Source organism: Haloarcula quadrata (assembly GCF_003634715.1).
Taxonomy (GTDB): Archaea; Halobacteriota; Halobacteria; order Halobacteriales; family Haloarculaceae; genus Haloarcula; species Haloarcula marismortui.
Genome location: NZ_RBWW01000001.1, coordinates 2235966 through 2260811, shown reverse-complemented (window position 1 = coordinate 2260811; position 24846 = coordinate 2235966). Strand labels below are relative to the sequence as shown.

The following is a 24846-nucleotide window of genomic DNA, read 5'->3' as shown; positions in this document are numbered from 1 at the left end:
TCAATCACCCCCCTGGCTCGGCCCCATCGCGTGGTCGTCGAGCGTCCGGTCGCGGCGGGCGTAGTTGACCCGACGTTTGAGTTCGCGTAGCTGTACCCGGGACCCGACGAGGTAGAGATAGACGAGCAGGAGTGCCGCGATGGAAAGGAGTAACGCCGGGACTGTAATCGTCGCGTCCGCGTCCGGATTCCCGGTCGTCGGTCGGTGGAACGTGGGCGTCCAGAGCCGCGTGGACAGATACGAGAGCGGCACAGTCACGAACCCGACGATGCCGTACACCGACGTAATGCGCTTGAGAGAGGCAGAATCCCCGCCGGCGGAGTAGATGAGCAGGTAGCCCGCGTAGATGAACCAGATGACGAGGAACGTGACCAGACGGATGTCAGTCCACTCCCACCAGCTGTTCCAGATAACTTTCCCCCAGACGCTCCCGGTCACCAGCGTCAGTGTGACCATCAGGAACCCGACTTCGCCCGACGAATGGGCGAGGAACTCCCAGAACGGCGTCTCGGTCGCCAGATAAAGGGCACACCCGAGGAATGTCACTGTGAGCGCAACCGCTGCGGCCGTCGCCAGACCGATATGCCAGTACGCAATCAGGTTGATCTGATTGCTGACGCCGTACATCGAATCTGACGCCATGCCGAAGATGCTCCCCAGCGATGCGACCCCAGCGAGAAGGGTCAAGTACTTGATACTGCTAGACTGAAACAACGCGCGGAGATACGGAATCCCGCGGGTTTCGAGCCGTGACAATACGTTCATACGCTCAGTTCTTGAGGCCAAACAAAAAACTGTTGTGCGGATTCTCAATCAACCACAGACCGGGAACCGATAGACTGCGCTTGTCTGCTTTAAGTATCCCCTCCCTGAATATTTACCGCTCCATTTTAAGAGGGCTAGGGAACATATGCGGTATATGTCGCGACAGCCGTTGGCTCGCGCCGTCTTCGTCGTTGGCATGTCGCTACTGTTGATTGGCGGACCTATTGTAAGCACCGTCGGTGCTGTGGATGGGGGGCCGTCAGGTGAAGCAGTGAGCGACACGCTTGACGAGACAGCGCAACAGACCGCACAGACGAGTAATCAGAGTAGCAACGAGACGTCCGATTTACCCGTCGAACCACCAACCAGTCAGCCGCTGCCGTCCTATGAGGAAGTCCGGAAGCCAAATGACACAGAGGCAAAGATCGAACTCGGGAAGAAACTGTTCTTCGATCCGCGCCTCTCTGACACCGGCTCTATCTCCTGTAACACCTGCCACAACGTGATGGAAGGTGGCGACGGCAGCCGAACTGTCGGTCGCGGTGTCCACGGCCAGACCGGGCCGCGCAACTCGCCGACGGTGTGGAACGCCGTGTTCATGAGCACTCAGTTCTGGGACGGCCGCGCCGACACGCTTGAAGCGCAGGCAAAAGGTCCCATCACCGCAGGCGTCGAGATGGGGATGCCGACCTCCGAGGCGGCGATGGAGAAGATACGTAACAACGAGGGCTACGTTGAGCTGTACGAAGATGTCTACGGCGGTGAGGACCCGGTCACGCTCAACAACACCGTCGACGCGATCGCCGCGTACGAGCGGACGCTCATCACGCCGAACAGCTCGTACGACCGGTACGTCAGAGGCGACGAGGACGCCCTGACCGAACGGCAGCTCAACGGGATGGAGACGTTCAAAGAGCTGGGCTGTCAGGGCTGTCACTCCGGGCCCGCGTTCAACGGCCCGCAGTGGCAGATGGAGAACGGAAACGGATACTACCAGAAGCTAGGCGTCTACCAGGGTTCGAACCCGCAGTGTGACCAGTACATCGACCGATACAACCTGTACGCTGACTCCGGGCGCGCCGGAGTGACCGGTGACAGCAGTGACGAGCATATGTTCAAGGTTCCGACGCTCCGGAACGTCGAGCACACAGCGCCGTACTTCCACAACGGTCAGGTCCGGACGCTAGAGAACGCGACGAAGGTGATGGCGTCCTGTCAGGTCGGCCAGAATATCTCCGACCAGCAGGCCGAGAACGTCACCGCGTTCATGACCAGCCTCACCGGACAGTACCCCGAGCAGCAAATGCCGCGTATCCCGTCCCGGAGTGGCGGCGAGCCGATGCTCCCCGAAGATGCGGGCGACGCATCTGCGCCGGACACTGACGACGCTGCTTCGGTCGGAACGCCCGCAGAGACGGCCGCAGCACAGCAGACAGCGGAACCACAGCAGGCAGGGGTCAGCGGCGGTAGCAGCGACGGGAGTTCCCCGACCAGTGCCGCCGCGTTCATGATGGCCGCGGCGTTACTCATCGCGCTCCTTGCTGTGGCGTACGCCCAGCGCAAGCGGTAACAGGAATCGACAGCCTTTCTGGCATCACATATTTTGACACAGTCACCAAATGAACGCTCGTAAAACGATCACCATCGCGTTCTTCCTGGTAGTCCTTGGGGTAGGCTACTATTCGATGAACGCTGCACCGGTGGTCCGAGACGACGCACACACGTATCAGGGCGGTTTAGAGTGGGAAACCGACCCCGGTACTGCGCTCGATGCGGCCCAGTCACAGGACAAGCCGGTTCTGGTCTACTACTGGGCGACGTGGTGTACGTACTGCGAGCGGTATGACAAGAACCACTACCGGAACGAGACTATCCGTGCTGCGATGGATGACTACGTCCTGCTCGCAATAAACATCGACGACCCGGGGAACGGAACAGCGCTGGTTCGCCAGCACCAAGCGACGTATCCGCCACAGCACCGGATTATGACGCCAAACGGCGACACTGTCGAGAGCGTCGAGGGGTACATCGGGCGGGACGAACTGCTTGCAACGCTTGAGAAGGGGTCCGAGGAGGCAACATGACAACAGTCGTATTCGGGCTAGCAGTCGGGACCTGGCTGCTGGCAATCGGCCTGTTCGGAAGCGTGCTTGCCACGGCGCTACTCGGCTACGAGTACGTGACCGGCGACGAGTCGTTCCTTCGCGTCAGCCAGGCTGCCGCGGGCGTCGCGACAGGGTCGTTCGTCATCGCACTGCTATACCTGACTTCGCAGTTTCTCAGTGGGGATTACACCAACGCGTATGTCTGGGACAACACTGCAAATTACCTCCCGACGCTGTACAAAGTCACAGGAGTGTACGCGTCCAACGCGGGATCGATACTGCTGTGGGCGATGCTCACGGCCGTTGTCGTCACGACGACCTTGCTTCTGGGCCGGTACAGCACACGCGGCACACGTCTCTCGCAATCCCTTGGGATGGGCGTTGTCACCGTGTTCGCCTGGATGCTAGTCAACGACAGCCCGTTTACTCCCCTGTCGGCAGAGTACCCGTCGGTCGCGGCTAACGGGATTCCACAGGACGGCAGCGGGCTGAACCCGCTACTGGTCGACCCGTTCATGGCAATCCACCCGCCGATAACGTTCTCGGCGTACGCGCTCATGGTGGTTCCCTTTACCGTTGGCGTGACCCACTTCGTTACCAGGCTCCGGGGGACAGAGAGCATCTTCGACGACTGGCTGGGCAGCATGACGCGCTGGCTCCGGGGGTCGTGGCTCCTGCTGACTGCCGCGATCACGCTTGGCGGCATCTGGGCGTATCGAGTCCTCGGCTGGGGTGGCTTCTGGTCGTGGGACCCAGTCGAAACGTCAGTGCTCATCCCGTGGCTCGGACTGACCGCCGTGTTGCATACGCTCAACCAGTACCGGCGCTCCGGCCGGTACGCAGTACTCGCGCCGGCTGCCACGGCGGCGTTGCTCCCGCTCGTCATCTACGCGACGACCGTGGTCCGGAGCGGTGTCTTCCGGAGCGTCCACTCGTTCGCCGGCGGGGGCATCGGGAGCGGCGTCCTGTTCCTCCTCGGAACGACGAGCACGCTGGCGGTCGGTCCCGCGTTCATCCACTGGTTCAGGACTGAGCAAAGCGACGCCGAAGAAGCGAGCCTGCTCGACCGGGCGACAATATACCACGCTGCCGTGCTCGGGTTCATCCTGCTTGCGTTCGTCTCGCTCTGGGGCCTCACGTTCCCCGTGGTTCGCAGCCTCGCTTCAGGTGTCGAAGTCAGCGTCGACGCGCGGTACTACAACCTCTGGAGCTTCCCGGTCGTCGTCGGGATGCTCCTTGCCGGAGGGATGTACGCACAGCAAGAGCGCTTCAGTACGCGAGGGACAGTCGGGACCGCCGCTACAGTGCTCATCGCCGCCCTCGCCGTTGGTGTCGTGCTGGCACGACCTGAGTGGCAACTGTCGTCGACTGAGCCGTTCGACCCGGTGTATTACCGCGCCATCGGGAGCCTCAGTGTGGTCACCGTGCTGCCGCCGGCCGTGTACTTCGCAGGCGCGTGGATCGTCCGCTACGCGGGCCGCCTCCGCCGACTGACCGGACGGCAGGCGAAGCTAAACGAGACCGGCATCGCCCTCATTCACGTCGGCGCGGCGCTGCTCATCGTCTCCGTCTCCTTCGTCTATGTCTTCTCGACGACAGCGTCCGTCGGTATCGTGGGCGCGACAGAACTGGACGATACCGGCGAGCGAATCGTCCGCGACGTCGAGGGGTCGCCGTACACGGTCGAGGTAACCAACTACTCGCCGGAGAACACGCCGACGATGACCGAGGCGGCGATGACGCCGGCCGAAGCCGGCTCCGTTGACCCCTCGTCATCGGTGATTCTCGTAAAAGGAGAGGTGACCGCAGTGCAACGCTTCGAGGACACGACCATCGCACAGCTCAACGGGTCCCGCGTGTGGGTCGGTGCCGACAGCGGGACGGTGCAGTTCGAAGAGGGGTCGGTGATCGTCGCCCGCGGGACACTCTCTGACCCTCGTTCCGAGAACATCGACGCGCTCGTCTACACCAACGGGGAAAACGTCGGACCGGCGTCGGCCCCGCCGACAGACGTGTACTCGCCGCGGGTCGTCGACCATCGGTTCGACGTTCAACTGTACCGGGGCGACACGCTGGTCGCCGATGGCACTGTCGCTGAACAGTCGTATCGCGGTCGCGATATGCAGACGAACGACCCGCTCATCGAACGTGGCATCACCGGCGACACGTACGTCGTGGGGACTCGAACCGCGGGCGGGCTCTCGATCGAAATCAGTCGCTACCCGCTTGCCAACCAGATCTGGTTCGGCGTCGCAGTGATGCTCGTCGGCATGGGGCTGGTCTTCCTGTTCGATCCAGCGTCGGGTGCCGCCGGTGGCCGTCGCTCCGGAAATCGCGATTGAGTCGAAGCGCGGTCAGGCCTCGATGACGAACTCGAAGCTCACCCACCCGGTGACGATGACGGTCCCGTCGTACACGAGGAGGATTCGGAACCACTCCGACAGCCAGAATGGCCCACCGGCGAGGCTCGTGAGTTCGATCCCTGCGAGGATAACCGGGACGACGAGCGGGACGAGCAACACCGGCAGGAGTGATTCGTTGACCTGTGAGTTTAACGTCAGCGCGGTCAACAACACGCCGGCGGCGCTGAATCCGATTGCGGCGAGTGGGAACACGAGCGCCAGTTGGACGAGCAAGGCGGGTTCGAACGGCGTGCCGAGAAACACCGTTACAGCGACGAGTGTTACCCACCCGATTGCAGTCACGAACACTGCCGAACTACAGACCTTGCCAAGGTAAATCGCGGACCGGTCGACAGGTGCGAGCATCAGCCCCTCGATTGCGGCGTTGTCGTCCTCGACGGCGATGCCACGGGAGAGGGCGAGCGTCGTGGCGAAGACGAGTGCGATCCACAGGCCACCGCGGGCGATGACCGCTTGCTCGTCCACGCGGCGGACGAACACAAACGAGAAGATAACGACTATCAGCAGCGCCAGCACTGCCGCGCCGTTGGCCCGGCGCTTACCGCGTGCTTCGAGCAACAGGTCTTTCGCCGCGATAGCTCGGACGACGCGAAGATACTGCCGAATCATAATTGTCGAGGTGCGTTCACATACTGTTGTTTGATCGCGTCCGGCCCGGGACACTGGGCCGTGTCGATATCCCGGACGAGCTGTCCGCCGTCGAGCACGAGCACCCGGTCGGCGTAGCGGAACCCGCGGTCCACGTCGTGTGTCGCAAAGACGACTGTCGTCTCCTCCAGTTCGCGTAGCTGATCCGTCACCCGCAGCAGTGACTCCTCGTCGAGCCCGGTGAACGGCTCGTCAAGCAACAACAGCGCGGGGTCATGTAGCGTCGCCCGTGCGAGTGCGAGCCGCTTTGCCATCCCGTGGGAGAACTCGCTTACGGGGTCGGTCCCTCTGTCGGTGAGCCCGACAGCGTCCAGCTGGGCCTCACATCGATTCGGGTCAACCCCATGTAACCGGGCGTGCAGGCGAAGGTTCTCGAGGGCAGTCAGCTGTTCATACAGATACGTCTCGTGGGCGACGAACCCGAGTTCCCCGCGCTGTGTCGGCCGGTCGCGGGAGAACTCGGTGCCTTGCAGGGAAATCGTCCCCTCGCTCGGTCGGGTCAGCGTCGCCAGAAGTCTGAGTAACGTGGTCTTGCCTGACCCGTTGTGACCGAACAGAAGCACCGTCTCGCCGCGGCTCACGTCGATAGTAATCCCCTCAACACCGACCTTTGGGCCGAAATACTTTGAGACTGTAGACAGCGAGAGGAAGGCCATCACCGGAGACACGGACAGCAGATGTTTTTACCTTTTGTAATGCAAGTACGGGTATGGCAGCGGTTTCGCTTCTCGCGTCGTTTGCCGCCGGTGCCGTGACTGTCTTTACGCCGTGTTGCCTCCCGGTGCTTCCGCCGCTCCTGTCGGGGAGCGTGGGCCATCGGCTGAAACCGCTCACGATTGTCGCTGGGAGCATCGTCTCGTTTACGCTCGTCGGCCTGCTCACGGGTTATCTGGGAACGCTCACGTCCGACTCGCTTCGGGCGCCCGCGTTCCTCGTCATCATCGCCTTCGGCGCGGTCATGGCCGATGACGACCTCCACGAAGCGTACGCGGCGACCGCGTCGAAAATCTCGGGACGGGTCGACGGTATCAGCGTTCTCTCGAGTGCGGCCCACCCGCTCGCCGCCGGGTTCACGCTCGGACTCGTTATCGGGATCCTCTGGTTGCCGTGCGTCGGCCCGGTTCTGGGTGCCGTGTTGGCGTATGCGGGAACGACTGGCGATGTCTCACAGAGTGGTCTCCTGCTGTTCAGTTACGGTGCCGGATTCGGCCTCCCGATGCTCGGTGTTGCCTACGGGAGCAAGGTCGTCGGCGGACGGGTCAGAGACGCACTCCCGGGCGTCGAACAGACGGAAACGGTCCGTCGTCTCGCCGGGTATCTCTTGCTACTGAGTGGTGTCGCGCTGCTGTTCCAGCTAGACCGCGTCTTGCTCTCGAATATCTGACGCGGCAACAGCGTGGTGTCGCTGGTGTGCTATGTGGCCATTGCAGCAACACGAAGCATCAGGAACAGCATCATCACCTGCAGTGCCCCCTGGACGGTAAGTAGTGTTGCGGTACGAGCGCCGAGGGAAACAACGCGCTCGGGGTCGGGGTTCGCGCTCTGGAGTTCGCGATACGTGAGAACGTCTGTCGGCAGCACGCCGAGCAGTGCGATGCCCGCGATAGCGACTGCGACACCGAGTACGGTCCGGATCAGCGTGGTCATCGGCCACACGATCTCGTAGGTCAGCGCCATCGTGACGCCGGCGGCAATCGTCACGACTGCCAAGGTGGGCAACAGGACAATCGTCGCCGGCACGAGTCGACCCACGATCGCGTAGGCCGCTGTCGTATCACGCTCCCGCAACAGCGGCGCAACGATGAATCCATACATGAGCACGAGCGCCGTCCACGCGGTCCCAACCCAGACGTGGACGGTGCGTAACGTCGCGATTGTGCCAGTCAGGGACGCGTACCCGAACCCGACAGCAACGCAGGCTGCCAGTCCTGCACCGACGACCCCCGCGACGGTCGGTGTGCCTCGGTCGGCGACGGTATCGGGACGGTCCGGCATCGGTCTGTAGTACGTCCCGTCGATGAAAAACAAGTCGGTCGACACGCGCGGTGGTTGGCTCACGCCGTCGTCCGCCAGCGTCCGGCGGTGAGGATGCTGGGATTGCACAACGCTCATAGGTTCGGTCGAAAAACATCCGAACAAGGCTCCCAAATCGTGAATCGAAACCAGACGCGCCGGAGAACGCTCGCGTTGCTCGGGTCCGCGCTTTCGATTCCAGTCGCCGGCTGTTCGTCCGGCGGCCTGTTCGGCACCGAAACGGCAACCCCCCCTGACACCGCGACACCGACGCCCGAGCGGACAGTGCAACGAGTGCCGACGGAGTACCAGTTCCGGCGCTGGCTCCCCCCGCTGTGGACGCTCCCGTATTCGACCCCTCAGAAGGTCGGCTATCAGACCGTGAGCGTCTCCGACCTGCGGTTCGCTCGGCTTGATGCGTCAGCCGGGAACGAACTCATCGCTGACGCGGCAAGCGATGCGCGGACGGAGAACAGCGTTCCGATGGCGATGACGTACCGGACCGAGGCGCTCGAAGTCGCCGTCATCGCCCGTGGGCCGACAGCGTCCCTGCTCGAATCGTTCGAAGCACAGGACATGACGAAGGACTCGACCGTCGACGGCTACCAGGTGTATCACCAGACCGACGAGCAGGGCGAGCGCCAGCTCACGTACATCGGCGGCAACGAATGGAGTGTCTACGTCCGGTTCAGCGGCGAGCAAGACGACGACCTCACCTCGGCGCTCCTCGATACTAGAACGGGCAACGAGCCGTCGTGGACGGGAGCCAGCCCCGAGACTCGGCCCCTGTTTTATGACGCCTACGTCGCCGCTGACGCACAGGGCGTGCTGTTCCCGTCACCGAATCCGGGCAGCTTCGAGGGCGTTGCGGGCGACCTCTACGGTGCGCTCGCGAGTACCGTCTTTCCCAACAGCAGCAACCAGTCGTACGATACCGCGCGGATGCAGGTCACGCTCTCGTTTGCCCCCGACGCGCCCGCGGAACCCGCTGCCGTCGAAGCCGTCTATCGAGGTGCCGCGGAGTCCGCCGAACGGGAGACGTTCCGCCTGTCGTACTGGCCGGTCTTCGACGACCCGACCGTCGAGCGAGCGGGCGAGAGCACGATACGTGTCCGACAGGACGTGGATACCCAGACGCTCCGTGACGCGCAGACCTCGGAGTGAGAAGCGGCTTGGCTGCAACAGTCTAATATCGCGCTGTGTTGGCACTGGTCACTGATATCGTTCGGATGGCGATAGCGACGTTTTCCGGTCGCTCCGAGACGCCACCGTTCGGGTAGTTCCCAGTAGCTGAGAACGCGCCAGTCCCGTTTTTCTTGGGGAGTCTAACTGGGGAGTATGGAAGAGTTCGACCACGAGGTAGACGCCCCGCGCGGCGCAACGAGTCGCGAGTGGGAGGTGTTCGTCCGCGAGGACACGGCGGACCCGCTCACTCACGTCGGCAGTGTCAGCGCGCCGTCCGTCGACATCGCCCGGGAGCAGGCCGCGTCGCTGTTCACACGGACCGCCGTCACGCTGTGGTTGTGTCCCGCCGACAAGACCCGCCGCTACCAGACGGACGAGACGACGCTTGGGACGGGAAAGACGGGGGACGACGCTACCATGAGCGTCGACGAGATGGAGTCGGAGACGCTCCGGGGTGAAAACCGATGATTTCGGTCTCGAAACTGCTCTGTGACCTCGACGCTGAGGGGGACGGGCTCCGATACGACGCGGCAAACGAGTCGACCAAACGCCAGATACGGGACAAAAAGCAGCGCCGACCCGTTGTCGTCTGGAACGTCACCAAGCAGTGCAACCTCTACTGTGACCACTGTTACGCCGCCGCCGACACCGAAATCGCCGATGGCGAGCTTTCGACCGCGGAAGGGAAGGCGCTGCTCGATGACCTGGCCGACTACGGCGCGCCGGTGGTGCTGTTCTCCGGCGGCGAGCCGCTCGTCCGGCAGGACCTCGAAGAACTGGTCGCCTACGCGAACGAGGTCGGCGTCCGACCGGTGCTTTCGACCAACGGGACACTCATCACCGAGGAACGCGCCCAGTCGCTGAAAGACGCCGGGCTGAAATACGCCGGCGTCTCCGTCGACGGCCTGCCGGAGCGAAACGACGACTTCCGCGGGGTTGACGGCGCGTTCGAGGGCGCAGTCCAGGGAATCGAGAACTGCCTCGATGCGGGCCTGAAGACGGGCCTCCGGTACACCATCACCGAGCGCAACGCCGCGGACCTAGAGGGCGTCGTTGACCTGCTAACCGACGTTGGCGTGGACCGTTTCTGCTTCTACCACCTGGATTACGGCGGCCGCGGAACTGAGATTGTCGACGCTGACCTCACGCCCGAGGCCCGCCGGCAGGCGGTGAAGCGGGTCTGCGACATGACCCGCGAGTACCACGACCGCGGCGAAGAAATCGAGACGTTGCTGGTTGGGAACTACGCCGACGCAGCCTACCTCGTCGAGTACGCTCGCGAACACATGAGCGACGCGCAGGCAAAGCGGGTGTACGAGTACCTGCAGGTCAACGGCGGGGACCCGACCGGCGAACGCGTCGCCGACGTGGACTATCAGGGCAACGTCCACCTCACGCAGTTCTGGCAGGGGTACTCGCTGGGGAACGTTCGGGACCGCTCGTTCGGCGCTATCTGGGAGGACGAGTCGAACCCGCTGCTTTCGGCGCTTCGGAACCGCGAAGAGCATCTCACGGGGAAATGCGCCGACTGCCGCTACGCCGGGGTCTGCCGCGGGGCGTCCCGACTCCGGGCGCTCACCGTCGAAGACGACCTGTTCGCCCCGGACCCGCAGTGTTATCTGGAAGACACTGAGGTCCACGGGCCGGCGCCGTTTGACACCGGTGAGAACTCGCTGGCGAGCGGGAGTTCGGCCGACTGAGCCGCCAGCGTCCCACCCCATTTTAATCCCCGCCAAGCTGAGGGGCACGACTCATTCCTGCGTACCGGCAACTATCACATGCGACCGTCGATTGACGGTCGTATCGTCGGGAAACGCACGCTCAGTCTCGTGGGACAGATGGGCGTTCCTTCGGGCATTCGGCCGCCATGGACACGGCGGCCGGTTTGTTCTCTGTGAGCACTGGGGCGGACCGGGGCGTTTTTGCCCTGCCCCCCGTTATCGCCACCTGTGCAGTCGGTTGAGCTACACGCGCATTCGTCGCTGTCGTACGACGGCCGGGACCCGGTCGAGCTTCTCTTAGAGCAAGCCAGCGGCGTCGGTCTGGACGCGCTGGCCGTGACTGACCACGACGAAATCGACGCCAGCCTCCGGGCGGCCGAACTCGCCCCGGAGTACGGTCTCGTCGGGATTCCCGGGATGGAGGTCACGTGTGCCGCCGGACACGTCCTCGCTCTGGGGATTCAGGAGGCGATTCCGCCACACCTCCCGTTCGATGAGACGCTTGACCGCATCCGCGAGCAGGGCGGGCTCGCAGTCGTTCCCCATCCGTTTCAGGAGTCCCGCCACGGCGTGTTAGAACATATCTCGAAAGACGAACTCGCGACTGCCGACGCCATCGAAGTGTACAACTCGCGGCTGCTGACCGGACGGTCGAATCGACAGGCCGAGCGGTTCGCGCGACGGCGGGGGCTGCCGATGACCGCCGGCAGCGACGCCCACATCGCGGAGATGGTCGGGCAGGCGGTCACCAACGTCGGCACGGACGAGCGGACAGTCGAAGCGATTCTCGACGCCATCCGTGAGGGCAAGACGACCGTCGAGGGCAAGCGGACGCCGTGGCGAATCAGCTTCCGGCAGGCCGCCGGCGGGGCGAAGCGACGGGTCAAGAACGGCATCGCGGAGCTCCTACAGTGATGCAGGGGGCCGATGCGGACACCGTCGCCGACGCCCTCGTAAGCGACGACGCGCTCCCGGGTGCTGGCGGCTTCGCGGGCGAACTTGACGGAACGCTCGTCCGCGACGTTCTCGGACGGTACCCGCTGTTCGTGGAGCGTGCCGTTTCTGACGAGGCGCGGCTTGACCCCGGACAGTGGAGCCACGACCCGACGGCGCTGGCCGACCCGCGGTCGTTCCCTGCCGGCCATATTCGAAACGAGAGCGGGACCCAACAGCGGTGGTCGCTCCCGTCGTTGGACCCGTTCGGAGACCGTGAAACAGCTATCGAGACGGTCGGTGAGACTGTCGAGACGAGCATTGACGCTGTCGACACTGACTCTCTCGCAATCGCCTTTTCTGGCGGCGTGGACTCGGCGCTGCTCGCGGCCCGACTCGACGCGCCGCTGTACGTCGCCGGGTTCCCGGACAGCCACGATATCGAGGCGGCGCGGTCAGCCGCCGAACTGCTGGGGACCGAGGTCCGCGTGGTCGAACTCACCCACGACGCCATCGAACGGGCCGTCCCCGAGATCGCTCGCGCCACCGCACGCACGAACGCGATGGACGTACAGATAGCGCTCCCGCTGTACCTCGTCGCCGAGCGGGTCGCCGCAGACGGTTTCGACCGACTGGCGCTCGGCCAGGGAGCCGACGAGCTGTTCGGCGGCTACGCGAAAGTCGCCAAGGCTCCAGAAGACCCTCGCGTCGAGGCCGACACCGTCCGCGGGGCTCAGCGGGAGGTCATCGCCTCGCTCCCCGACCAACTGGAGCGGGACGTGCTCGCCTTGCGGGCCGCCGGCGTCGAGCCGGTAACGCCGCTGTTACACGACCGCGTTATTGGTGCCGCGCTCCGACTGGACGGCGACCTGCTCGTCGACGGCGAGACGCGAAAGGTCGCGCTCCGGGCGGCGGCCCGGGAATCGCTCCCGGACGAGATTGCGGACCGGGATAAAAAGGCCGCCCAGTACGGCTCGCTTGCCGCCCGAGAACTCGACCGGCTGGCGCGACAGGCCGGCTACAAGCGCCGGATGGACGACCACGTTACCCAGTACGTCGAATCGCTCGTGGAGTGAGCCGCGGCTACGCCTCGCGGACGGATTCGATTGCTCGCTGGCCGACCTCGACGACATCTGCCGGGAGTTCCTCACTTCGGGCCTGTAACTCATCAGCAGAGAACCATTCCCAGTCGTCAGCTGGCTGTTCGCCCGGCCCCGGTGTGATGTCGCGGCTGTCCGTCCGGCCATAGAAGATGAAGTCGATGTGCTGGTGGCCGACATCGCCCTCTGCGTTGACGTTGATGTCCTCGAGCAGGAAATGCTGTGGCTGGGGCATCGACTGAACAGTCTCGCTCTCGATGTCCTGTTGTGGTGCGATGAGGTCCACATCGAGGCCCAATTCCTCGCGGGTCTCGCGCAGCGCGGCCTCGTGAGGGAGTTCGTCGCGGTCGATGTGGCCGCCAGCGGGCAGCCACATATCGAGCTTACTGTGCTCGTGGAGCGCGACGGAGCCGTCACTGACAACGTAGACGGTGGCGACAAAATGCCGAGTGGTCTCCATACCGATGGAACGGCACAATCGGTGGTTTAGGTTACGATACCGATTAGGGGTGGATGTTGTCCTCTGCTTCCAGCAGTTCGTGGTAGCGGTTGCGGATGGTAACCTCGGAGATGTTGGCGACTTCGCTGACCTGACTCTGGGTCACCTTCTCATTGGTGAGCAGTGAAGCGGCGTACACCGCCGCAGCGGCGAGGCCGACCGGGGACTTCCCGGAGTGGACGCCCTCTTGCTTGGCGTTCTGGAGGAGCTGGCGGGCACGCCGTTCGACCTCCTCCGAGAGGTCGAGGTCCGACGCGAACCGCGGGACGTAGCTTTCGGGGTCGGCCGGCTGGATTTCGAGGCTGAGTTCGCGGACGACGTAGCGGTAAGTCCGGGCGATTTCGTCTTTCTCGACGCGTGAGACGCCGGCAATCTCATCGAGCGACCGCGGCGTCCCGGCCTGGCGCGCGGCGGCGTACAGCGACGCCGTCGAGACGCCCTCGATGGAGCGGCCGGGGAGCAGGTCCTCGTCGAGTGCGCGCCGATAGATGACGCTAGCCGTTTCGCGGACGTTCTCTGGCAGTCCGAGCGCCGAAGCCATCCGGTCAATCTCACCGAGGGCCTGTTTGAGGTTGCGTTCTTTGGAGTCGCGGGTGCGGAACCGCTCGTTCCAGGTCCGCAGACGCTGCATCTTCTCGCGCTGGCGCGAGGACAGGGAGTTGCCGTAGGCGTCCTTGTCCTGCCAGCCGATGTTCGTCGAGAGGCCCTTGTCGTGCATCATGTTCGTCGTCGGCGCGCCGACGCGGGACTTCTCGTCTTTCTCTTTCGAATCGAACGCGCGCCACTCGGGACCGGGGTCGATCTCGTCTTCTTCGACGACTAGCCCACAGTCTTCACACACCGTTTCACCGCGCTCGCTGTCGGAGAGTAACGCACCGCTACACTCCGGACAGACGAGTGACTCCGACTCCTCTTCCTCCGTCTGCTCTGTCTCCGTCTCGCGCTCGTTCGAGTATCGGCGGATGCTGGTATCGGTCATTTGTTGGGGGGTGGGACAACCGGGTATCGTACCCGAAAAACGTGTTGTAACCAATTGTTGTATCTACGGCGACTTAAAAGTTTTGTCTGTTTCAGAAGTCCAATTTTCGGAACGGAAAACAAGAGTTGGCAAATCTTGTGTATTCCCTTCACTAATTGTTAATTGGTCTATAAGTCTGCCCGGTGTTTCGAAACGCTTACCGCGCATCCAGCACTCCGCCCCGACATGAGCGACCCCGCCGTCGATCCCGAGGAGGTCAAGCACGTCGCCGACCTCGCCCGTGTCGACCTCGCAGACGACGAGATCGAACGGTTCACTGAGCAATTTGCCGACATTCTCGACGCGTTCGAAGCGCTCGACGATGTCCCCGAGACGGAACGGGAGGCCGAACTTTCGAACGTGATGCGCCCCGACGAGACACGAGAGAGTCTCTCGCAAGAGGAGGCGCTCCAGAACGCCAGCGACACCGAAGAAGGGCAGTTCAAGGGGCCGAAGGTGTCGTAAATGACGGAGTACAACGGCTACGTCACCGACGAGACCATCGAGGGCGCGGATGACGGCCCGCTGGCGGGCAAGACCGTCGCGGTCAAGGACAACATCTCCACCGAGGGCGTCCGGACGACCTGTGGCTCGGCGATGCTTGAAGACTACGTGCCGCCGTACGACGCGACGGTCGTCGAGCGGCTGAAAGACGCCGGCGCGACCATCCCCGGCAAGACGAACATGGACGAGTTTGGGATGGGGACGACCACCGAAACGTCAGCGTTCGGGGCCGTCGAGAACCCCGCCGCTGAAGGCCGCGTGCCGGGCGGTTCCTCCGGCGGATCGGCTGCTGTCGTCGCCGCTGGCGACGCTGACCTCGCACTCGGAAGCGACACTGGCGGTTCTATCCGCTGCCCGGCCGCTTTCTGTGGCGTCGTCGGCATCAAGCCGACCTACGGGCTGGTTTCCCGGTACGGCCTCATCGCCTACGCTAACAGCCTCGAACAGATCGGTCCCATCGCGCCGTCTGTTGAGGGCGCTGCGGAACTGCTGGATGTCATCGCCGGGCCCGACGAACACGACGCGACGACGCAGGAAGCGCCCGAGGCCGACGGCTCCTACGCAGCGGCCGCCGACGGTGACGTCGACGGACTCTCTATCGGCGTTCCGACGGAACTGCTTGACGGGGCTGACGAAGCGGTCGTCGAGACGTTCTGGGACGCAATGGACGACCTCGAAGCCCAGGGCGCGAGCTACCACGAGGTCGACCTCCCGTCGGTGGAACACGCCGTCGAAGCGTACTACGTCATCGCCATGTCCGAGGCGTCCTCAAACCTCGCGCGGTTCGACGGCGTCCGCTACGGCCAATCGGGCGGCTACGACGGCAACTGGAACGAGTCCTTCGCGAACGCCCGCGAACAGGGCTTCGGTGAGGAGGTCAAGCGCCGGATTCTCCTCGGAACGTACGCCCTCTCAGCGGGCTATCACGACAAGTACTACAAGAAAGCACAGGACGCCCGCGCGTGGGTCAAACAGGACTTCGACGAGGCGCTTGACGATGCCGACGTGCTCGCCTCGCCGACGATGCCCGTCCCGCCGATGAAACGCGGCGAAAGCCTCGACGACCCGCTCACGATGTATCTGGCCGACGCCAACACGACGCCGGTGAACCTTGCAAACCTTCCGGCTATCTCCGTTCCCGCTGGCGAAACCGACGATGGACTGCCGGTCGGGCTCCAGTTGGTCGGGCCGGCGTTCGGTGAACGCGAAATTATCCGGGCCGGCAGCGCACTGGCATAAGCACGCGAGTAAGCAATCATCCGAGCCGATGGCCTGAGGCTGGGGCCGAACCCTCCGTACACTTTTTGTTCGTCATGACGAACAGACAATTATGGCTTCCCTCCTGTCCACTACGTGGTCCCTCCGCGCACGCCTCCTCGCGCTCGTAGTGGGACTTGTTGTGTTCGACGCCGTGGCTGTCGCCGTCGCGTACGTGCTGGGTCATGTCGCTTTTGGCCTCCTGCCGCTGGTCGGGTACGACACCGGGACGCTGTTCTGGACGATGGGGTTCGATATCGTGCCGCTGTGGCCCGTTATCCTCGTCGGGACGCCGCTCGTCCTCGCCGTCCAGTCCATCTACGGCTACCGGATGACGCTCCGGGGTGCTGGGACAACTGCAACGGAATCCAGGGCATCCGATCCCGAGTCCATCGATGAGATGCGGGCGGAGGTACGGCGCAGCGAAACCGCCGACCGTCTCCAAGGGCGAGTGGTTCGGTTAGCACAGACGGCAGACATGGCGACACCGGACGTGACGGTTATCGACGCCGAAGCGCCCAACAGCTACGTCGCCAGCCGGCCCGGCGAGCAGACGCTGTTCGTGACCACGGCGCTCGTCGACCAGCTCGACGACGCGGAACTCGACGCCGTCATCGCCCACGAACTGGCCCACCTCAAGAACGGCGACGCGTTCGTCATGACTGCGGCCGCGTTCCTCCCGACCGTCAGCGCGCTGTTTACTCGCACGCTCGGGAAGACAGTGCAGTACTCGGGGCTTTGTCACTGGTTCCTCGGCGGTGAGGACCGGGACGGGACGTGGTTCGCTGGCGGGAACATTCAAATCGTGATGCTGCTCTTTGCTGCCATTGCGATACCGGTCACGGCGACGCTGTATCTCGCTAGCACGGCCTGCTACCGGCTGTTGTCCAGAATCCGGGAGTACGCTGCAGACGCAGGCGGTGTCGCTATCTGTGGCTCCCCGGCGGCACTTGCCAGCGCGCTGGAGACGCTGACAGACAGTCAGCGTCCGGACACAGACATCCGAACCGCCGAGACCGGCGTCCGAGAACTCTGTGTGGTTCCCCACGCCATTGCGCCCGACGAGCAAACTCCGCCAGAGGGACGGGCCGAACGCCTCGCTCATCGCTGGCGAACAGTCACCGAACGTGTGCTACCCGGGTCGCATCCAGCCGTCGACGACCGCATCGATGCCCTGACGGAGCGACAGTCCACCCTCGACCAGCACGAGCAGCCGTGACGAATGGGTACAGTTTACTCGCCGGCGGCCCGAGAAGGTGTATGAGCGACGACGACGGGCGATTGAGCTGGCTCCACTGGCCGACGGTCCTGAAGGGGCTGGCCCTGGGCATCGGGGCCGGCCTGATACTGGCCGTGTCACTGGGGGATTTCTATCTCGGAATGCTGCTTGGAACGCTCAACGGGCTCGCGTTCGGTATCGGCTGGTCGCACTCGCGGGCCTGAGTTGCGTGACTCAGACGCTGCGTGGATGACGGCTACAGCACGCTGTCGTACACGTCGGCCAGTTTGTCGATGGCGTGCTCGACGCTAATAATATCGCGCCGGGCGAGACAGCGCTCTCGAAGATGTTCCTGCTCGTCGAGGACGCGCTCGATAGCTCGACGGAAGCCGTCGATATCGCCTTCGTCGTAGGTGTAGCCGGTTTCGCCGTCCTCGACAGTGTCGCTGAGTGCGCCGGCGTCGACACCGGCGACGGGCGTCCCACAGCAGTTTGCCTCCAGCGCGACCAGACCCTGCGTCTCGACGGGGCTGGGGAACGCGAACACGTCGAGCGTCGAGTACAGTTCGGGGAGTTCCACGCGGTCTAAGAAGCCGAGAAAGCGCACGTCGGCGTCGCTGTGCTCGGCCGTCGCTTCGAGTGACTCGCGGGCCGGCCCGTCACCGGCGAACACGACGGTCACGTCCAGCCCCTCGCAGGCGGTGATGATGTCCTCCAAGCATTTCTCGTAGCCGTGGCGGCCGGTGTAGCCGACGATAGGGCCGTCGGGGAGGTCATAGCGCTCCCGGAACGCAGCTGTGTCGACCGGTTCGAACGCGGTCGTGTCGACGCCGTTCGGAACGACGGTCACTGTCGTATCGAGGCCAATAGACTCCCGGAGATGGGTCGCTGCGCGCTCGCTTGGCGCGATAACGGTGTCGGCACGGCCCAGGAACCAGCGTTCGTAGCTCTCGGCGCTGGAGCGGACCGCTGACTCGACAGCGCCGTTGAACGAGACGTACTCGGCGTACTCGCTCGTGGGCGTGTGATACGACGCGACGAACGGGATGTCGAGTTTCCCTGCGAGTCGCTGGCCCGCCATCCCGAGGCTGAACGGCGTGTGGGCGTGGACCAGTTCGGCGTCCCGGACGCCCTTCGGTATCTGTGGCATCCCGAGTCGAAACCCCTCGTAGAACGGGAACGGAAGGCTCCGGACCGGATACTCGTTTTCGGATGAGTCGTGGTCGCTTTTCGGGTAGACCACGTCCATGCGACCGCCGCGGTCGCGCCAGCGGTCCCGCCACGTCTCGACCGTGTAGGTCACTCCATTGACGGTCGGGAGGTACGTGTCGGTAAACGTCGCGACGTGCGGCAGTGCCATCGCCGCGGCGTAGCAGGACCAGGGCTTAAACCGTTGCCATTGGCAAGCCACACGTCAGACGACTGTCACCGGAGCACAGGCGCCAGAGCGCTTTTCAGGCACCGTGGTGGATTGTGGGTAATGGACCGGGACGGCTGGCTGTACGCCTGGGCACTCGCGTCGGTTGCGCTGGGCGGGGGCTCACTGCTTGTTCCGCTGTATTTCGTCGCCATCGGCGGCGAGACGTTCATGCTGGGCGTTCTCGCCGGGGTGGCCGCCGCCGCGGGTGCGCCGGGCGCACTCATCTTCGGACGCATCGCAGACAAAACGGGGAAGCGTCGGTCGCTCGTCCTCCTCGCACTGGGGCTTGCGACCCTTGCGCTGGTGCTTGTCTCGCTTACTGAGGAGCCGTGGCTTGTCATCGCCGGTAACGGCCTGCTATGGTTCGCAGCGGGCGCTGTCGCGCCGGTACTGACGCTGCTTGTCACCGCAGGGACCGTCGAGCGGGACTGGCCGGCGCGGTTCGCTGTATTGAACCGCTATCAGGGCTGGGGCTGGGCCGGTGGGTTAGTCCTCGGGCTCGTGTGGACGGCGTTACTCTCTGGACCACTTGGAGAGATTGCCGCCCAGCAGTCGCTGCTGTGGCTGTGTGCGGCTGCCGTCGGCCTGTCGGCGTTTCTCGCAGCGAAGTGGCTTCCGCCCGACCCCACGGAAATCGACCGTCCGCGGGCCAGCCGGGTGGCACGGGCTATCGCCCGGTCGCGCCGACTGCCGGTCCGGAGCGCAACGTTCCCGGTCGGTCAGGGCCGACTGTACTGGCTCACGCGGTCGCTACACCCCCGGGAGGTCGCGGCCCGGTTCTCCCCGGCACTGACAATCTACTTTGGCGCTGTCATCGTCTTCTTCGTCGGTTTCGGCGTGTTCTGGGGACCGTTGCCGCTGTATCTCTCGCGGACGCTCGGCTACGAATCGGGACTCGTCTTCGCGCTGTATCTCGTCTCCAGCGTCGGCTCGGCGCTGTGGTACGATCGTGCTGGCGCACTCGCTGAACGCTACAGCCCGAGCGGGCTCCAAGTCGGGGGCCTGCTCGCCCGCGCGGCGCTCCATCCGGCTGTTGCCGCTGTGGGACTGCTCCTCCCGGCCACGCTCGTCGGCACAGCGGTCAACGGTGTCGTGTTCGCCCTCATCGGCGTCGCCTGGGCCGTCATCGCCGTCACCGCGGCCAGCGTCGTCACCCAGCTCGCACCGCCGGCGATCCGCGGCGAGGCGCTCGGGCTGTACACCGCTATCTCCGGGCTCGCGAGCGGTGTCGGGTCGATACTCGGCGGCTGGCTCGGGGGCTACGACTTCCTGCTCGCGTTCGGCGTCGCCGGCGCGCTGGTGCTGGTCGGCGCGGTGCTAGTCGCGGTCGTCTGGCGGCGCTCATCAACGATATCTGTCAACAGCGAACCGCTCTCAGCGTAACAACTGTCCGCTTCGAACGACCCTCAGGCTAGCTCTTCGTACGTCTCGACAAGCCGCCGGCTGACCCGGTCTAAGCTGTGTTCTCTGGCCGTCTGTCTTGCGTTCTCACCAAGCCGCTCCCGCAGGTCGGGGTTCTCGGCGAGGCGCTCCAGCGCTTCGCGGAACTCGGCCTCGTCCGCGCAAATGAGACAGTCGTGACCGTCCTCGTAGTACTCCCGGAACACCGGAATGTCCGAGAGGACGACCGCCTTCCCGCAGGCCATCGCCTCTAGCACGGCGATGCCCTGATTCTCGGCCTTCGTCGGGAACAGGTACACGTCGCCGGCCCCGAAGGCACCACGAATGTCCTCGACCCACCCGGTAAAAGTCACGTTCTCAGGCGGGTTGTTCACCCACCGGGAGACGGTCTTTGAGGCCTGTGGCCCGGCGTCGTAGGGGCCAAACCACGCGAAGTCGTGCTCCGTCTCCTGGGCGAGTTCACAGAACGTCGTCAGCCCCTTGCGCTCAAAGACGTTTCCGACAGCGAAAACCACCATCCCATCCAGGTCGTAGCGCCGCCGGTAGTCCTCTCGCATATCCTCGTGGCCCGCCAGTGCGTCGATGTCGACGCCATTTGTCATCGGCCGTATCGGCGCGTCGACTGGGTACGATTCGAGGATACCTTTCGTGTATTCAGAGGGACAGAGGACGAGGTCGGCCTGGGAGTAAAACCACCGGAGGTAGCGGCCCAGCGCCGGCGCGATCAGATTCGACCCGCGGAAGCTATCCCGGAAATCCTCGCGGGTGACGTGAGCGTGGAGGACGAGCGGGATGTCTGCCTGCGCCGCGTACCGGGCCACGGCAACGGAGCCCGGCCCGATCATGTTGCAGTGGGCGATGTCAAACTCGCGGAACATCGGGTCGTTGAACGCGATATTGCCCCCCAGCGCCCATGCCGGGTGCCCCTCCTGCCAGGGCGTCGTCTCGACCTCAATGTCGGTCTCGGACAGCGCCGCCCGCTGGTGGTCTACGGCGGTGCCGATGCCCGACCGGTCGAGGCGGTCGGCCAGTTCGAGATAGTTCAGGACGCGCACGTCTCGGGGCTCTCTGGCCGGGCCGAAAATCCTATCGACTTTCCCTGTGAGAGGCAGTGCTTGCGTCCCACACAAAAGTTCAGAACAGCCAGAAAGTACCCAAAGCATGATATCGAAGCTGCTAGCTCGTTCGGAAGGCATTTTCCCGCCGCCGACCCAGTACCGCCAATGACGGACGAGGCGACCATCGCCCGCGAGCGTATCGAGCGCCTCCAGTCGCTCGCTCGCGAGGCCGTTCAGGCCGGTAACGAGGAGCGCGCCCGGTCGTACGTCCGACGCGCTCGGCGCGTCGCCGAACGCCACCGCCTGCGCCTGCCACGGTCGTTCGAGCGGTCGACGTGTGACGCCTGCGATACGTACCTCCTCCACGGACACAACGCCCGGTCTCGAACCCAGGCCGGCCACGTCGTCATCACGTGTGACTGTGGGTCACAGTCCCGCTATCCGTACGACTGAGGATTCTTTACGACTACTGGTTTTAAGAGGCTGTCCTCGCTAAACGGTGTACATGAGTGATTCTTCTCGACAGTCGCGGATACACGACCTCGACGCGACGCTTCGCGTCGGCAAACACGGCATCGAATCCGTCGCAGACGAACTCGACGACCAACTGGAGAACACAGACCTCGTGAAGGTGAAGTTCCTCCGGTCGTCCCGGGGCGGCACAACAGCCGAGGAACTCGCCGACGACCTTGCTGAGATGGTCAACGCCAGTGTGATTCAGGTGCGGGGCCACACCGCGGTGTTCGAGAAATGATGCAGGTCCAGCCACTCGCCGACCTGCTCGAAGGCTTTGGCGTGCCAGCCGCCGGCTCTATCGCCTCGGCGGTGGTTTTCGTCGTCGTCTTCGTCCTCGTCTACATCCTTGGGAAGGCGATTGTCCTGCCCATCGTCGACCGATCGCTCAAGTCGCGCGACCTCGATACCCACGCTCGGCAACCGCTGAAGAAGGTCGTCAGCATCGGTATCGTGTTCGTCGCCATCTCTGTCGCCTTCGGGATGGCCGAATACGGGAACTTCCTGCAGTCGCTGGCGACCATCGCCGCGGCGGCGACACTGGCCATCGGCTTCGCGATGCAGGACGTTATTTCGAACTTTGTCGCCGGCGTGTTCATCTACACTGACAAGCCGTTCCGGATCGGCGACTGGATAGAGTGGGACGGCAACTCCGGCGTCGTCGAGGACATTAGCCTTCGAGTCACCCGCGTCCGGACCTTCGACAACGAACTGCTGACCGTGCCGAACTCGAATCTAACCGATGGCGTTATTAAGAACCCTGTCGCCAAGGACCAGCTCCGCTTGAAGTTCGTGTTCGGCATCGACTACGACGACGACATCGACGAAGCGACTGAAATCATTCTCGACGAGGCCAGGGAACACCCAGAAATAATGGACGACCCTGAGCCATCCGTTCGCCTCGTTGAACTCGGTGATTCCTCTGTCGGACTGCAGTCCCGTATCTGGATCAAGAACCCGAGTCGGTCCGACTTCGTCAAGACGCGCGCCGAATACGTCAAGTCGGTCAAGCAACGCTTCGACGCCGAGGACATCAACATGCCGTACCCGAACCGGACCATCGGCGGCGGGCTGGAGATGACCGGGTTCGACGGCGTCGTGGAACCAGCCGACGACTGATCTGCCGCTGGCGCAACCTCGTCGTCAGGGACTGCAACACACCGACCTACACCGACGTTTTGCGGTCTGTGTGACGTTACATGCGGTGCGGAATCGCCGTTCCGATTCTTCGTCTTCGTTTCACGCAAAATACGATGGGCACCTCACTGTTGGTCGCGTAGAAACGATGCTTCCTCAGACGGTCCCGTTACTGCTCACCGACTTGCTCGTCGCAGAACACAGGCGCTGGGGGCGCTCGCCCATCTATCGAACGAATCAGCTTGTTAGGTTTGAGACGGCCACATTCAATCGTTTTACTGTATAGACGGGGTTAGAAGCGCACGAAGCGCCAGCAAATACAAGGCCGCCCTGTCCGTCGTTGTCTGTCGCGAGTGTCAGCGAAACCACTGTGCCGCCTTGGTCGGTGGAGTCGATCTGGAGTGGCCCACCGTTTTTCAGACTCACCCACTGTGCGAGCCACAGTCCCATACCGCTACCATGTTCGAGTGGCGCCTCCACCGTGTCCTCGATAACTCGCGCTTCGTGTTCCGGAAGGCCCGGACCGTCGTCCACCACCTCTACCAGAGTCCGACCAGTGTCCTGTGTGCGAACGCGGATTTCTACCGTCGGACTGGGTTGGTCGTTGTGAGCGATAGCGTTCTCGACGAGTTCGAGAAGTCCAATTCTGAGTTCGTTGGATGGTGCCAGCACTGTCGTGTCGAGTGGTCCCTGGATACTGATTTCAGCGTCTGGGTTTGCCTGCGTGACTTCTTCCTGTACTGCCTCTATCGTCGGTCGCAGTTCCGTGCCCTGAGTCCGGTCATAGGATGTACCTGAATCGGCCAGTATGAGAAAGTGGTCGACTTTCTCAGTGACATTGTATAGTCGATTGGTGACTTGCCGTATGGTCTTGGACATGTCCGAAACATTCGATTCCGAGAGATCCGAGAGGTCCTCCGCGAGTCGTTTAGCCTCCACAAGTCGGGCATGCAGATCCGATGTGCGGGGAGAATCAACGTCTCTGGTCTCTACTTCCCCGTCAAGCGTCTCCAGCACATCTTGCAGTGCCCTTAGTCTATCGCTGTCAGGGAGTGTCGAGAGATGCTCGTCTAGCATCTCTGCCTGCCCCAGCAATGTGGTGACTCTGTTTCGAAGGTTGTGCCGCAGCATCCGCGTCGCCACGCTCAACTGCTGTTGCTGTCTATGCTCGTCGGTTGTGTCAACTGCAGCCTGCATGACACCCTTGATGTTGCCCTCGCTGTCACGCATGGGCTCGGCCCGGATATTGTATATCCTGTCACCTGTCGGTTTCTGGAATGTCACTTTACGAGTGACTGGTTCACCAGTCTCCAAGACGGCCTTCTTCAGTTCTAACGTCGGCTCGGCAATGTCGGGCGGAAAGAGTTCGTCATCCCGTTTTCCCAGCGCCTCTGGGTCGGAGATACTGTTGGGCCCCTGATCATTAACCCATGTGTGCCTGAGGTCAGTGTCGACCCGAGCGGCGGTGATATCGGCAAGTTTTAGAACGAGATTCAGGTGCTGTTTCGTCTTTCGCAGTTCCGCCGTGGAATCTACACTCTCCTCTTGGTTTTTATCCATTCTATTACTTATTTGTTATAAAAAATAGAAATAAATGCATAAATGGTTTTTGTATCATTGACTGTCAGAATCGGAATTGGCCAGCGGCACGATGACCACCACATCTATCACGTCGTGCCCAACAGAGAAAATGAAGTTAGAGGCGACAAATCGCAATATAACGGGTTGATAATGAGGGGCGTGCCACGGACGGCTGAGTCAACCGTCATACAGCTCGACAGCAAGTTTTCCCACATCAATGCCCATCTCGAACTCAGACCGAATGCCCGGAAGCCGGACTCATAGTGATCGCAGCCGTGGTGGTCGATGTCGACAGATTGTTGGATACGCTGGGTGGCGATACGACACAACCGGCTTCGCGGAGGGC

General features: G+C 63.3%; 26 protein-coding genes. 17 read left to right on the top strand and 9 right to left on the bottom strand.

Going from position 1 to position 24846, the window contains the following annotated elements:
- Complete coding sequence (locus tag BDK61_RS11495; RefSeq protein WP_004956955.1) at window positions 1-765, bottom strand: cytochrome c biogenesis protein; 765 nt, start codon at window positions 763-765, stop codon at window positions 1-3.
- Between the two features lie 145 nt (window positions 766-910).
- On the opposite strand from BDK61_RS11495, the gene BDK61_RS11490 reads away from it, so the two are divergent.
- Genes BDK61_RS11490 through ccsA form a run of 3 tightly spaced genes read left to right on the top strand, consistent with a single transcriptional unit; the run spans window position 911 to window position 5212 of the window.
- Entirely contained in the window at window positions 911-2335 is a 1425-nt protein-coding gene (locus BDK61_RS11490; RefSeq protein WP_004956952.1) for a cytochrome-c peroxidase, read from the top strand.
- A 49-nt stretch (window positions 2336-2384) separates the two neighbouring features.
- Entirely contained in the window at window positions 2385-2849 is a 465-nt protein-coding gene (locus tag BDK61_RS11485) for a thioredoxin family protein (RefSeq protein WP_004956950.1), read from the top strand.
- The gene (gene ccsA, locus BDK61_RS11480) at window positions 2846-5212 is read left to right on the top strand and encodes a cytochrome c biogenesis protein CcsA (protein WP_121303288.1); all 2367 of its coding nucleotides are present in this window, start codon (window positions 2846-2848) and stop codon (window positions 5210-5212) included. The genes BDK61_RS11485 and ccsA overlap by 4 nt, the downstream gene beginning before the upstream one ends.
- A gap of 12 nt (window positions 5213-5224) precedes the next feature.
- On the opposite strand, the gene BDK61_RS11475 is transcribed toward ccsA, so the two are convergent.
- Together BDK61_RS11475 and ccmA are read right to left on the bottom strand one after the other, a co-directional pair.
- Window positions 5225-5902, bottom strand: coding sequence for a heme exporter protein CcmB (locus BDK61_RS11475; RefSeq protein WP_004956946.1), 678 nt, complete (start codon window positions 5900-5902; stop codon window positions 5225-5227).
- Window positions 5899-6597 carry a heme ABC exporter ATP-binding protein CcmA gene (gene ccmA / locus BDK61_RS11470; RefSeq protein WP_121303287.1) on the bottom strand — a complete coding sequence of 233 codons (699 nt, stop codon included), beginning with the start codon at window positions 6595-6597 and terminating at the stop codon, window positions 5899-5901. The genes BDK61_RS11475 and ccmA overlap by 4 nt, the downstream gene beginning before the upstream one ends.
- Window positions 6598-6650: 53 nt before the next feature.
- On the opposite strand from ccmA, the gene BDK61_RS11465 reads away from it, so the two are divergent.
- The gene (locus tag BDK61_RS11465; protein WP_121303286.1) at window positions 6651-7325 is read left to right on the top strand and encodes a cytochrome c biogenesis CcdA family protein; all 675 of its coding nucleotides are present in this window, start codon (window positions 6651-6653) and stop codon (window positions 7323-7325) included.
- Between the two features lie 29 nt (window positions 7326-7354).
- Here BDK61_RS11465 and BDK61_RS11460 read toward each other — a convergent pair whose 3' ends face one another.
- A complete protein-coding gene (locus BDK61_RS11460; RefSeq protein ID WP_244209765.1) occupies window positions 7355-8053 on the bottom strand; it encodes a hypothetical protein in 699 nt (232 codons plus the stop codon).
- Between the two features lie 39 nt (window positions 8054-8092).
- Here BDK61_RS11460 and BDK61_RS11455 point away from each other — a divergent pair, with 39 nt between their 5' ends.
- The 5 genes from BDK61_RS11455 (at window position 8093) to BDK61_RS11435 (ending at window position 12869) form a co-directional block, all read left to right on the top strand.
- Window positions 8093-9118 (top strand): hypothetical protein, encoded by a 1026-nt coding sequence (locus tag BDK61_RS11455; protein WP_121303285.1) that lies wholly within the window; start codon window positions 8093-8095, stop codon window positions 9116-9118.
- Window positions 9119-9292: 174 nt separating this feature from the next.
- Entirely contained in the window at window positions 9293-9607 is a 315-nt protein-coding gene (locus BDK61_RS11450; RefSeq protein ID WP_121303284.1) for an Htur_1727 family rSAM-partnered candidate RiPP, read from the top strand.
- On the top strand, window positions 9604-10839 hold the full coding sequence (locus BDK61_RS11445; RefSeq protein WP_121303283.1) for a TIGR04347 family pseudo-SAM/SPASM protein: 1236 nt from the start codon (window positions 9604-9606) through the stop codon (window positions 10837-10839). Before BDK61_RS11450 ends, BDK61_RS11445 begins: the two co-directional genes overlap by 4 nt.
- A 249-nt stretch (window positions 10840-11088) precedes the next feature.
- On the top strand, window positions 11089-11775 hold the full coding sequence (locus BDK61_RS11440) for a PHP domain-containing protein (protein WP_004956929.1): 687 nt from the start codon (window positions 11089-11091) through the stop codon (window positions 11773-11775).
- The gene (locus tag BDK61_RS11435) at window positions 11775-12869 is read left to right on the top strand and encodes an asparagine synthase C-terminal domain-containing protein (protein WP_121303282.1); all 1095 of its coding nucleotides are present in this window, start codon (window positions 11775-11777) and stop codon (window positions 12867-12869) included. Before BDK61_RS11440 ends, BDK61_RS11435 begins: the two co-directional genes overlap by 1 nt.
- A 7-nt stretch (window positions 12870-12876) precedes the next feature.
- Here BDK61_RS11435 and BDK61_RS11430 read toward each other — a convergent pair whose 3' ends face one another.
- Both BDK61_RS11430 and BDK61_RS11425 read right to left on the bottom strand, forming a co-directional pair.
- A complete protein-coding gene (locus tag BDK61_RS11430; protein ID WP_011223578.1) occupies window positions 12877-13353 on the bottom strand; it encodes an NUDIX hydrolase in 477 nt (158 codons plus the stop codon).
- Between the two features lie 43 nt (window positions 13354-13396).
- Complete coding sequence (locus tag BDK61_RS11425; protein WP_004591831.1) at window positions 13397-14371, bottom strand: transcription initiation factor IIB; 975 nt, start codon at window positions 14369-14371, stop codon at window positions 13397-13399.
- A 225-nt stretch (window positions 14372-14596) separates the two neighbouring features.
- On the opposite strand from BDK61_RS11425, the gene gatC reads away from it, so the two are divergent.
- From gatC to BDK61_RS11405, 4 genes are all read left to right on the top strand, one after another.
- The gene (gatC, locus tag BDK61_RS11420; RefSeq protein ID WP_004956920.1) at window positions 14597-14875 is read left to right on the top strand and encodes an Asp-tRNA(Asn)/Glu-tRNA(Gln) amidotransferase subunit GatC; all 279 of its coding nucleotides are present in this window, start codon (window positions 14597-14599) and stop codon (window positions 14873-14875) included.
- Window positions 14876-16153 carry an Asp-tRNA(Asn)/Glu-tRNA(Gln) amidotransferase subunit GatA gene (gene gatA, locus BDK61_RS11415; protein ID WP_007187744.1) on the top strand — a complete coding sequence of 426 codons (1278 nt, stop codon included), beginning with the start codon at window positions 14876-14878 and terminating at the stop codon, window positions 16151-16153. It abuts the gene before it with no gap.
- 91 nt (window positions 16154-16244) lie between these two features.
- Window positions 16245-17390 carry a M48 family metallopeptidase gene (locus BDK61_RS11410; protein WP_121303281.1) on the top strand — a complete coding sequence of 382 codons (1146 nt, stop codon included), beginning with the start codon at window positions 16245-16247 and terminating at the stop codon, window positions 17388-17390.
- A 41-nt stretch (window positions 17391-17431) separates the two neighbouring features.
- Window positions 17432-17614 carry a hypothetical protein gene (locus tag BDK61_RS11405; RefSeq protein ID WP_004956911.1) on the top strand — a complete coding sequence of 61 codons (183 nt, stop codon included), beginning with the start codon at window positions 17432-17434 and terminating at the stop codon, window positions 17612-17614.
- Window positions 17615-17646: 32 nt separating this feature from the next.
- Here BDK61_RS11405 and BDK61_RS11400 read toward each other — a convergent pair whose 3' ends face one another.
- Complete coding sequence (locus BDK61_RS11400) at window positions 17647-18750, bottom strand: glycosyltransferase family 4 protein (protein ID WP_121303280.1); 1104 nt, start codon at window positions 18748-18750, stop codon at window positions 17647-17649.
- Here BDK61_RS11400 and BDK61_RS11395 point away from each other — a divergent pair.
- Window positions 18736-20193: an MFS transporter gene (locus BDK61_RS11395; RefSeq protein ID WP_269764279.1), complete on the top strand. Its 1458-nt coding sequence runs from the start codon at window positions 18736-18738 to the stop codon at window positions 20191-20193. The genes BDK61_RS11400 and BDK61_RS11395 overlap by 15 nt on opposite strands.
- Window positions 20194-20216: 23 nt before the next feature.
- On the opposite strand, the gene BDK61_RS11390 is transcribed toward BDK61_RS11395, so the two are convergent.
- On the bottom strand, window positions 20217-21266 hold the full coding sequence (locus BDK61_RS11390; protein ID WP_121303279.1) for a glycosyltransferase family 4 protein: 1050 nt from the start codon (window positions 21264-21266) through the stop codon (window positions 20217-20219).
- 168 nt (window positions 21267-21434) lie between these two features.
- Here BDK61_RS11390 and BDK61_RS11385 point away from each other — a divergent pair, with 168 nt between their 5' ends.
- The 3 genes from BDK61_RS11385 to BDK61_RS11375 are packed head-to-tail and all read left to right on the top strand — an operon-like array spanning window position 21435 to window position 22901.
- Window positions 21435-21722: a ribonuclease P protein component 4 gene (locus BDK61_RS11385; protein WP_004956898.1), complete on the top strand. Its 288-nt coding sequence runs from the start codon at window positions 21435-21437 to the stop codon at window positions 21720-21722.
- Window positions 21723-21774: 52 nt separating this feature from the next.
- Window positions 21775-22023, top strand: coding sequence for a YhbY family RNA-binding protein (locus BDK61_RS11380; RefSeq protein WP_004956895.1), 249 nt, complete (start codon window positions 21775-21777; stop codon window positions 22021-22023).
- On the top strand, window positions 22023-22901 hold the full coding sequence (locus BDK61_RS11375; protein WP_004956892.1) for a mechanosensitive ion channel family protein: 879 nt from the start codon (window positions 22023-22025) through the stop codon (window positions 22899-22901). The genes BDK61_RS11380 and BDK61_RS11375 overlap by 1 nt, the downstream gene beginning before the upstream one ends.
- Before the next feature lie 255 nt (window positions 22902-23156).
- Here BDK61_RS11375 and BDK61_RS11370 read toward each other — a convergent pair whose 3' ends face one another.
- Window positions 23157-24479 carry a sensor histidine kinase gene (locus tag BDK61_RS11370; RefSeq protein WP_244209763.1) on the bottom strand — a complete coding sequence of 441 codons (1323 nt, stop codon included), beginning with the start codon at window positions 24477-24479 and terminating at the stop codon, window positions 23157-23159.
- Window positions 24480-24846 lie beyond the last annotated feature (367 nt).

Excerpts from the sequence above, each read along its gene's own strand:
- BDK61_RS11495 (WP_004956955.1), bottom strand. The coding sequence starts at position 765 with ATGAACGTATTGTCACGGCTCGAAACCCGCGGGATTCCGTATCTCCGC.
- BDK61_RS11490 (WP_004956952.1), top strand. The coding sequence starts at position 911 with ATGCGGTATATGTCGCGACAGCCGTTGGCTCGCGCCGTCTTCGTCGTT.
- BDK61_RS11485 (WP_004956950.1), top strand. The coding sequence starts at position 2,385 with ATGAACGCTCGTAAAACGATCACCATCGCGTTCTTCCTGGTAGTCCTT.
- ccsA (WP_121303288.1), top strand. The coding sequence starts at position 2,846 with ATGACAACAGTCGTATTCGGGCTAGCAGTCGGGACCTGGCTGCTGGCA.
- BDK61_RS11475 (WP_004956946.1), bottom strand. The coding sequence starts at position 5,902 with ATGATTCGGCAGTATCTTCGCGTCGTCCGAGCTATCGCGGCGAAAGAC.
- ccmA (WP_121303287.1), bottom strand. The coding sequence starts at position 6,597 with ATGGCCTTCCTCTCGCTGTCTACAGTCTCAAAGTATTTCGGCCCAAAG.
- BDK61_RS11465 (WP_121303286.1), top strand. The coding sequence starts at position 6,651 with ATGGCAGCGGTTTCGCTTCTCGCGTCGTTTGCCGCCGGTGCCGTGACT.
- BDK61_RS11460 (WP_244209765.1), bottom strand. The coding sequence starts at position 8,053 with ATGAGCGTTGTGCAATCCCAGCATCCTCACCGCCGGACGCTGGCGGAC.
- BDK61_RS11450 (WP_121303284.1), top strand. The coding sequence starts at position 9,293 with ATGGAAGAGTTCGACCACGAGGTAGACGCCCCGCGCGGCGCAACGAGT.
- BDK61_RS11445 (WP_121303283.1), top strand. The coding sequence starts at position 9,604 with ATGATTTCGGTCTCGAAACTGCTCTGTGACCTCGACGCTGAGGGGGAC.
- BDK61_RS11435 (WP_121303282.1), top strand. The coding sequence starts at position 11,775 with ATGCAGGGGGCCGATGCGGACACCGTCGCCGACGCCCTCGTAAGCGAC.
- BDK61_RS11430 (WP_011223578.1), bottom strand. The coding sequence starts at position 13,353 with ATGGAGACCACTCGGCATTTTGTCGCCACCGTCTACGTTGTCAGTGAC.
- BDK61_RS11425 (WP_004591831.1), bottom strand. The coding sequence starts at position 14,371 with ATGACCGATACCAGCATCCGCCGATACTCGAACGAGCGCGAGACGGAG.
- gatC (WP_004956920.1), top strand. The coding sequence starts at position 14,597 with ATGAGCGACCCCGCCGTCGATCCCGAGGAGGTCAAGCACGTCGCCGAC.
- gatA (WP_007187744.1), top strand. The coding sequence starts at position 14,876 with ATGACGGAGTACAACGGCTACGTCACCGACGAGACCATCGAGGGCGCG.
- BDK61_RS11410 (WP_121303281.1), top strand. The coding sequence starts at position 16,245 with ATGGCTTCCCTCCTGTCCACTACGTGGTCCCTCCGCGCACGCCTCCTC.
- BDK61_RS11405 (WP_004956911.1), top strand. The coding sequence starts at position 17,432 with ATGAGCGACGACGACGGGCGATTGAGCTGGCTCCACTGGCCGACGGTC.
- BDK61_RS11400 (WP_121303280.1), bottom strand. The coding sequence starts at position 18,750 with ATGGCACTGCCGCACGTCGCGACGTTTACCGACACGTACCTCCCGACC.
- BDK61_RS11385 (WP_004956898.1), top strand. The coding sequence starts at position 21,435 with ATGACGGACGAGGCGACCATCGCCCGCGAGCGTATCGAGCGCCTCCAG.
- BDK61_RS11380 (WP_004956895.1), top strand. The coding sequence starts at position 21,775 with ATGAGTGATTCTTCTCGACAGTCGCGGATACACGACCTCGACGCGACG.
- BDK61_RS11375 (WP_004956892.1), top strand. The coding sequence starts at position 22,023 with ATGCAGGTCCAGCCACTCGCCGACCTGCTCGAAGGCTTTGGCGTGCCA.
- BDK61_RS11370 (WP_244209763.1), bottom strand. The coding sequence starts at position 24,479 with ATGGATAAAAACCAAGAGGAGAGTGTAGATTCCACGGCGGAACTGCGA.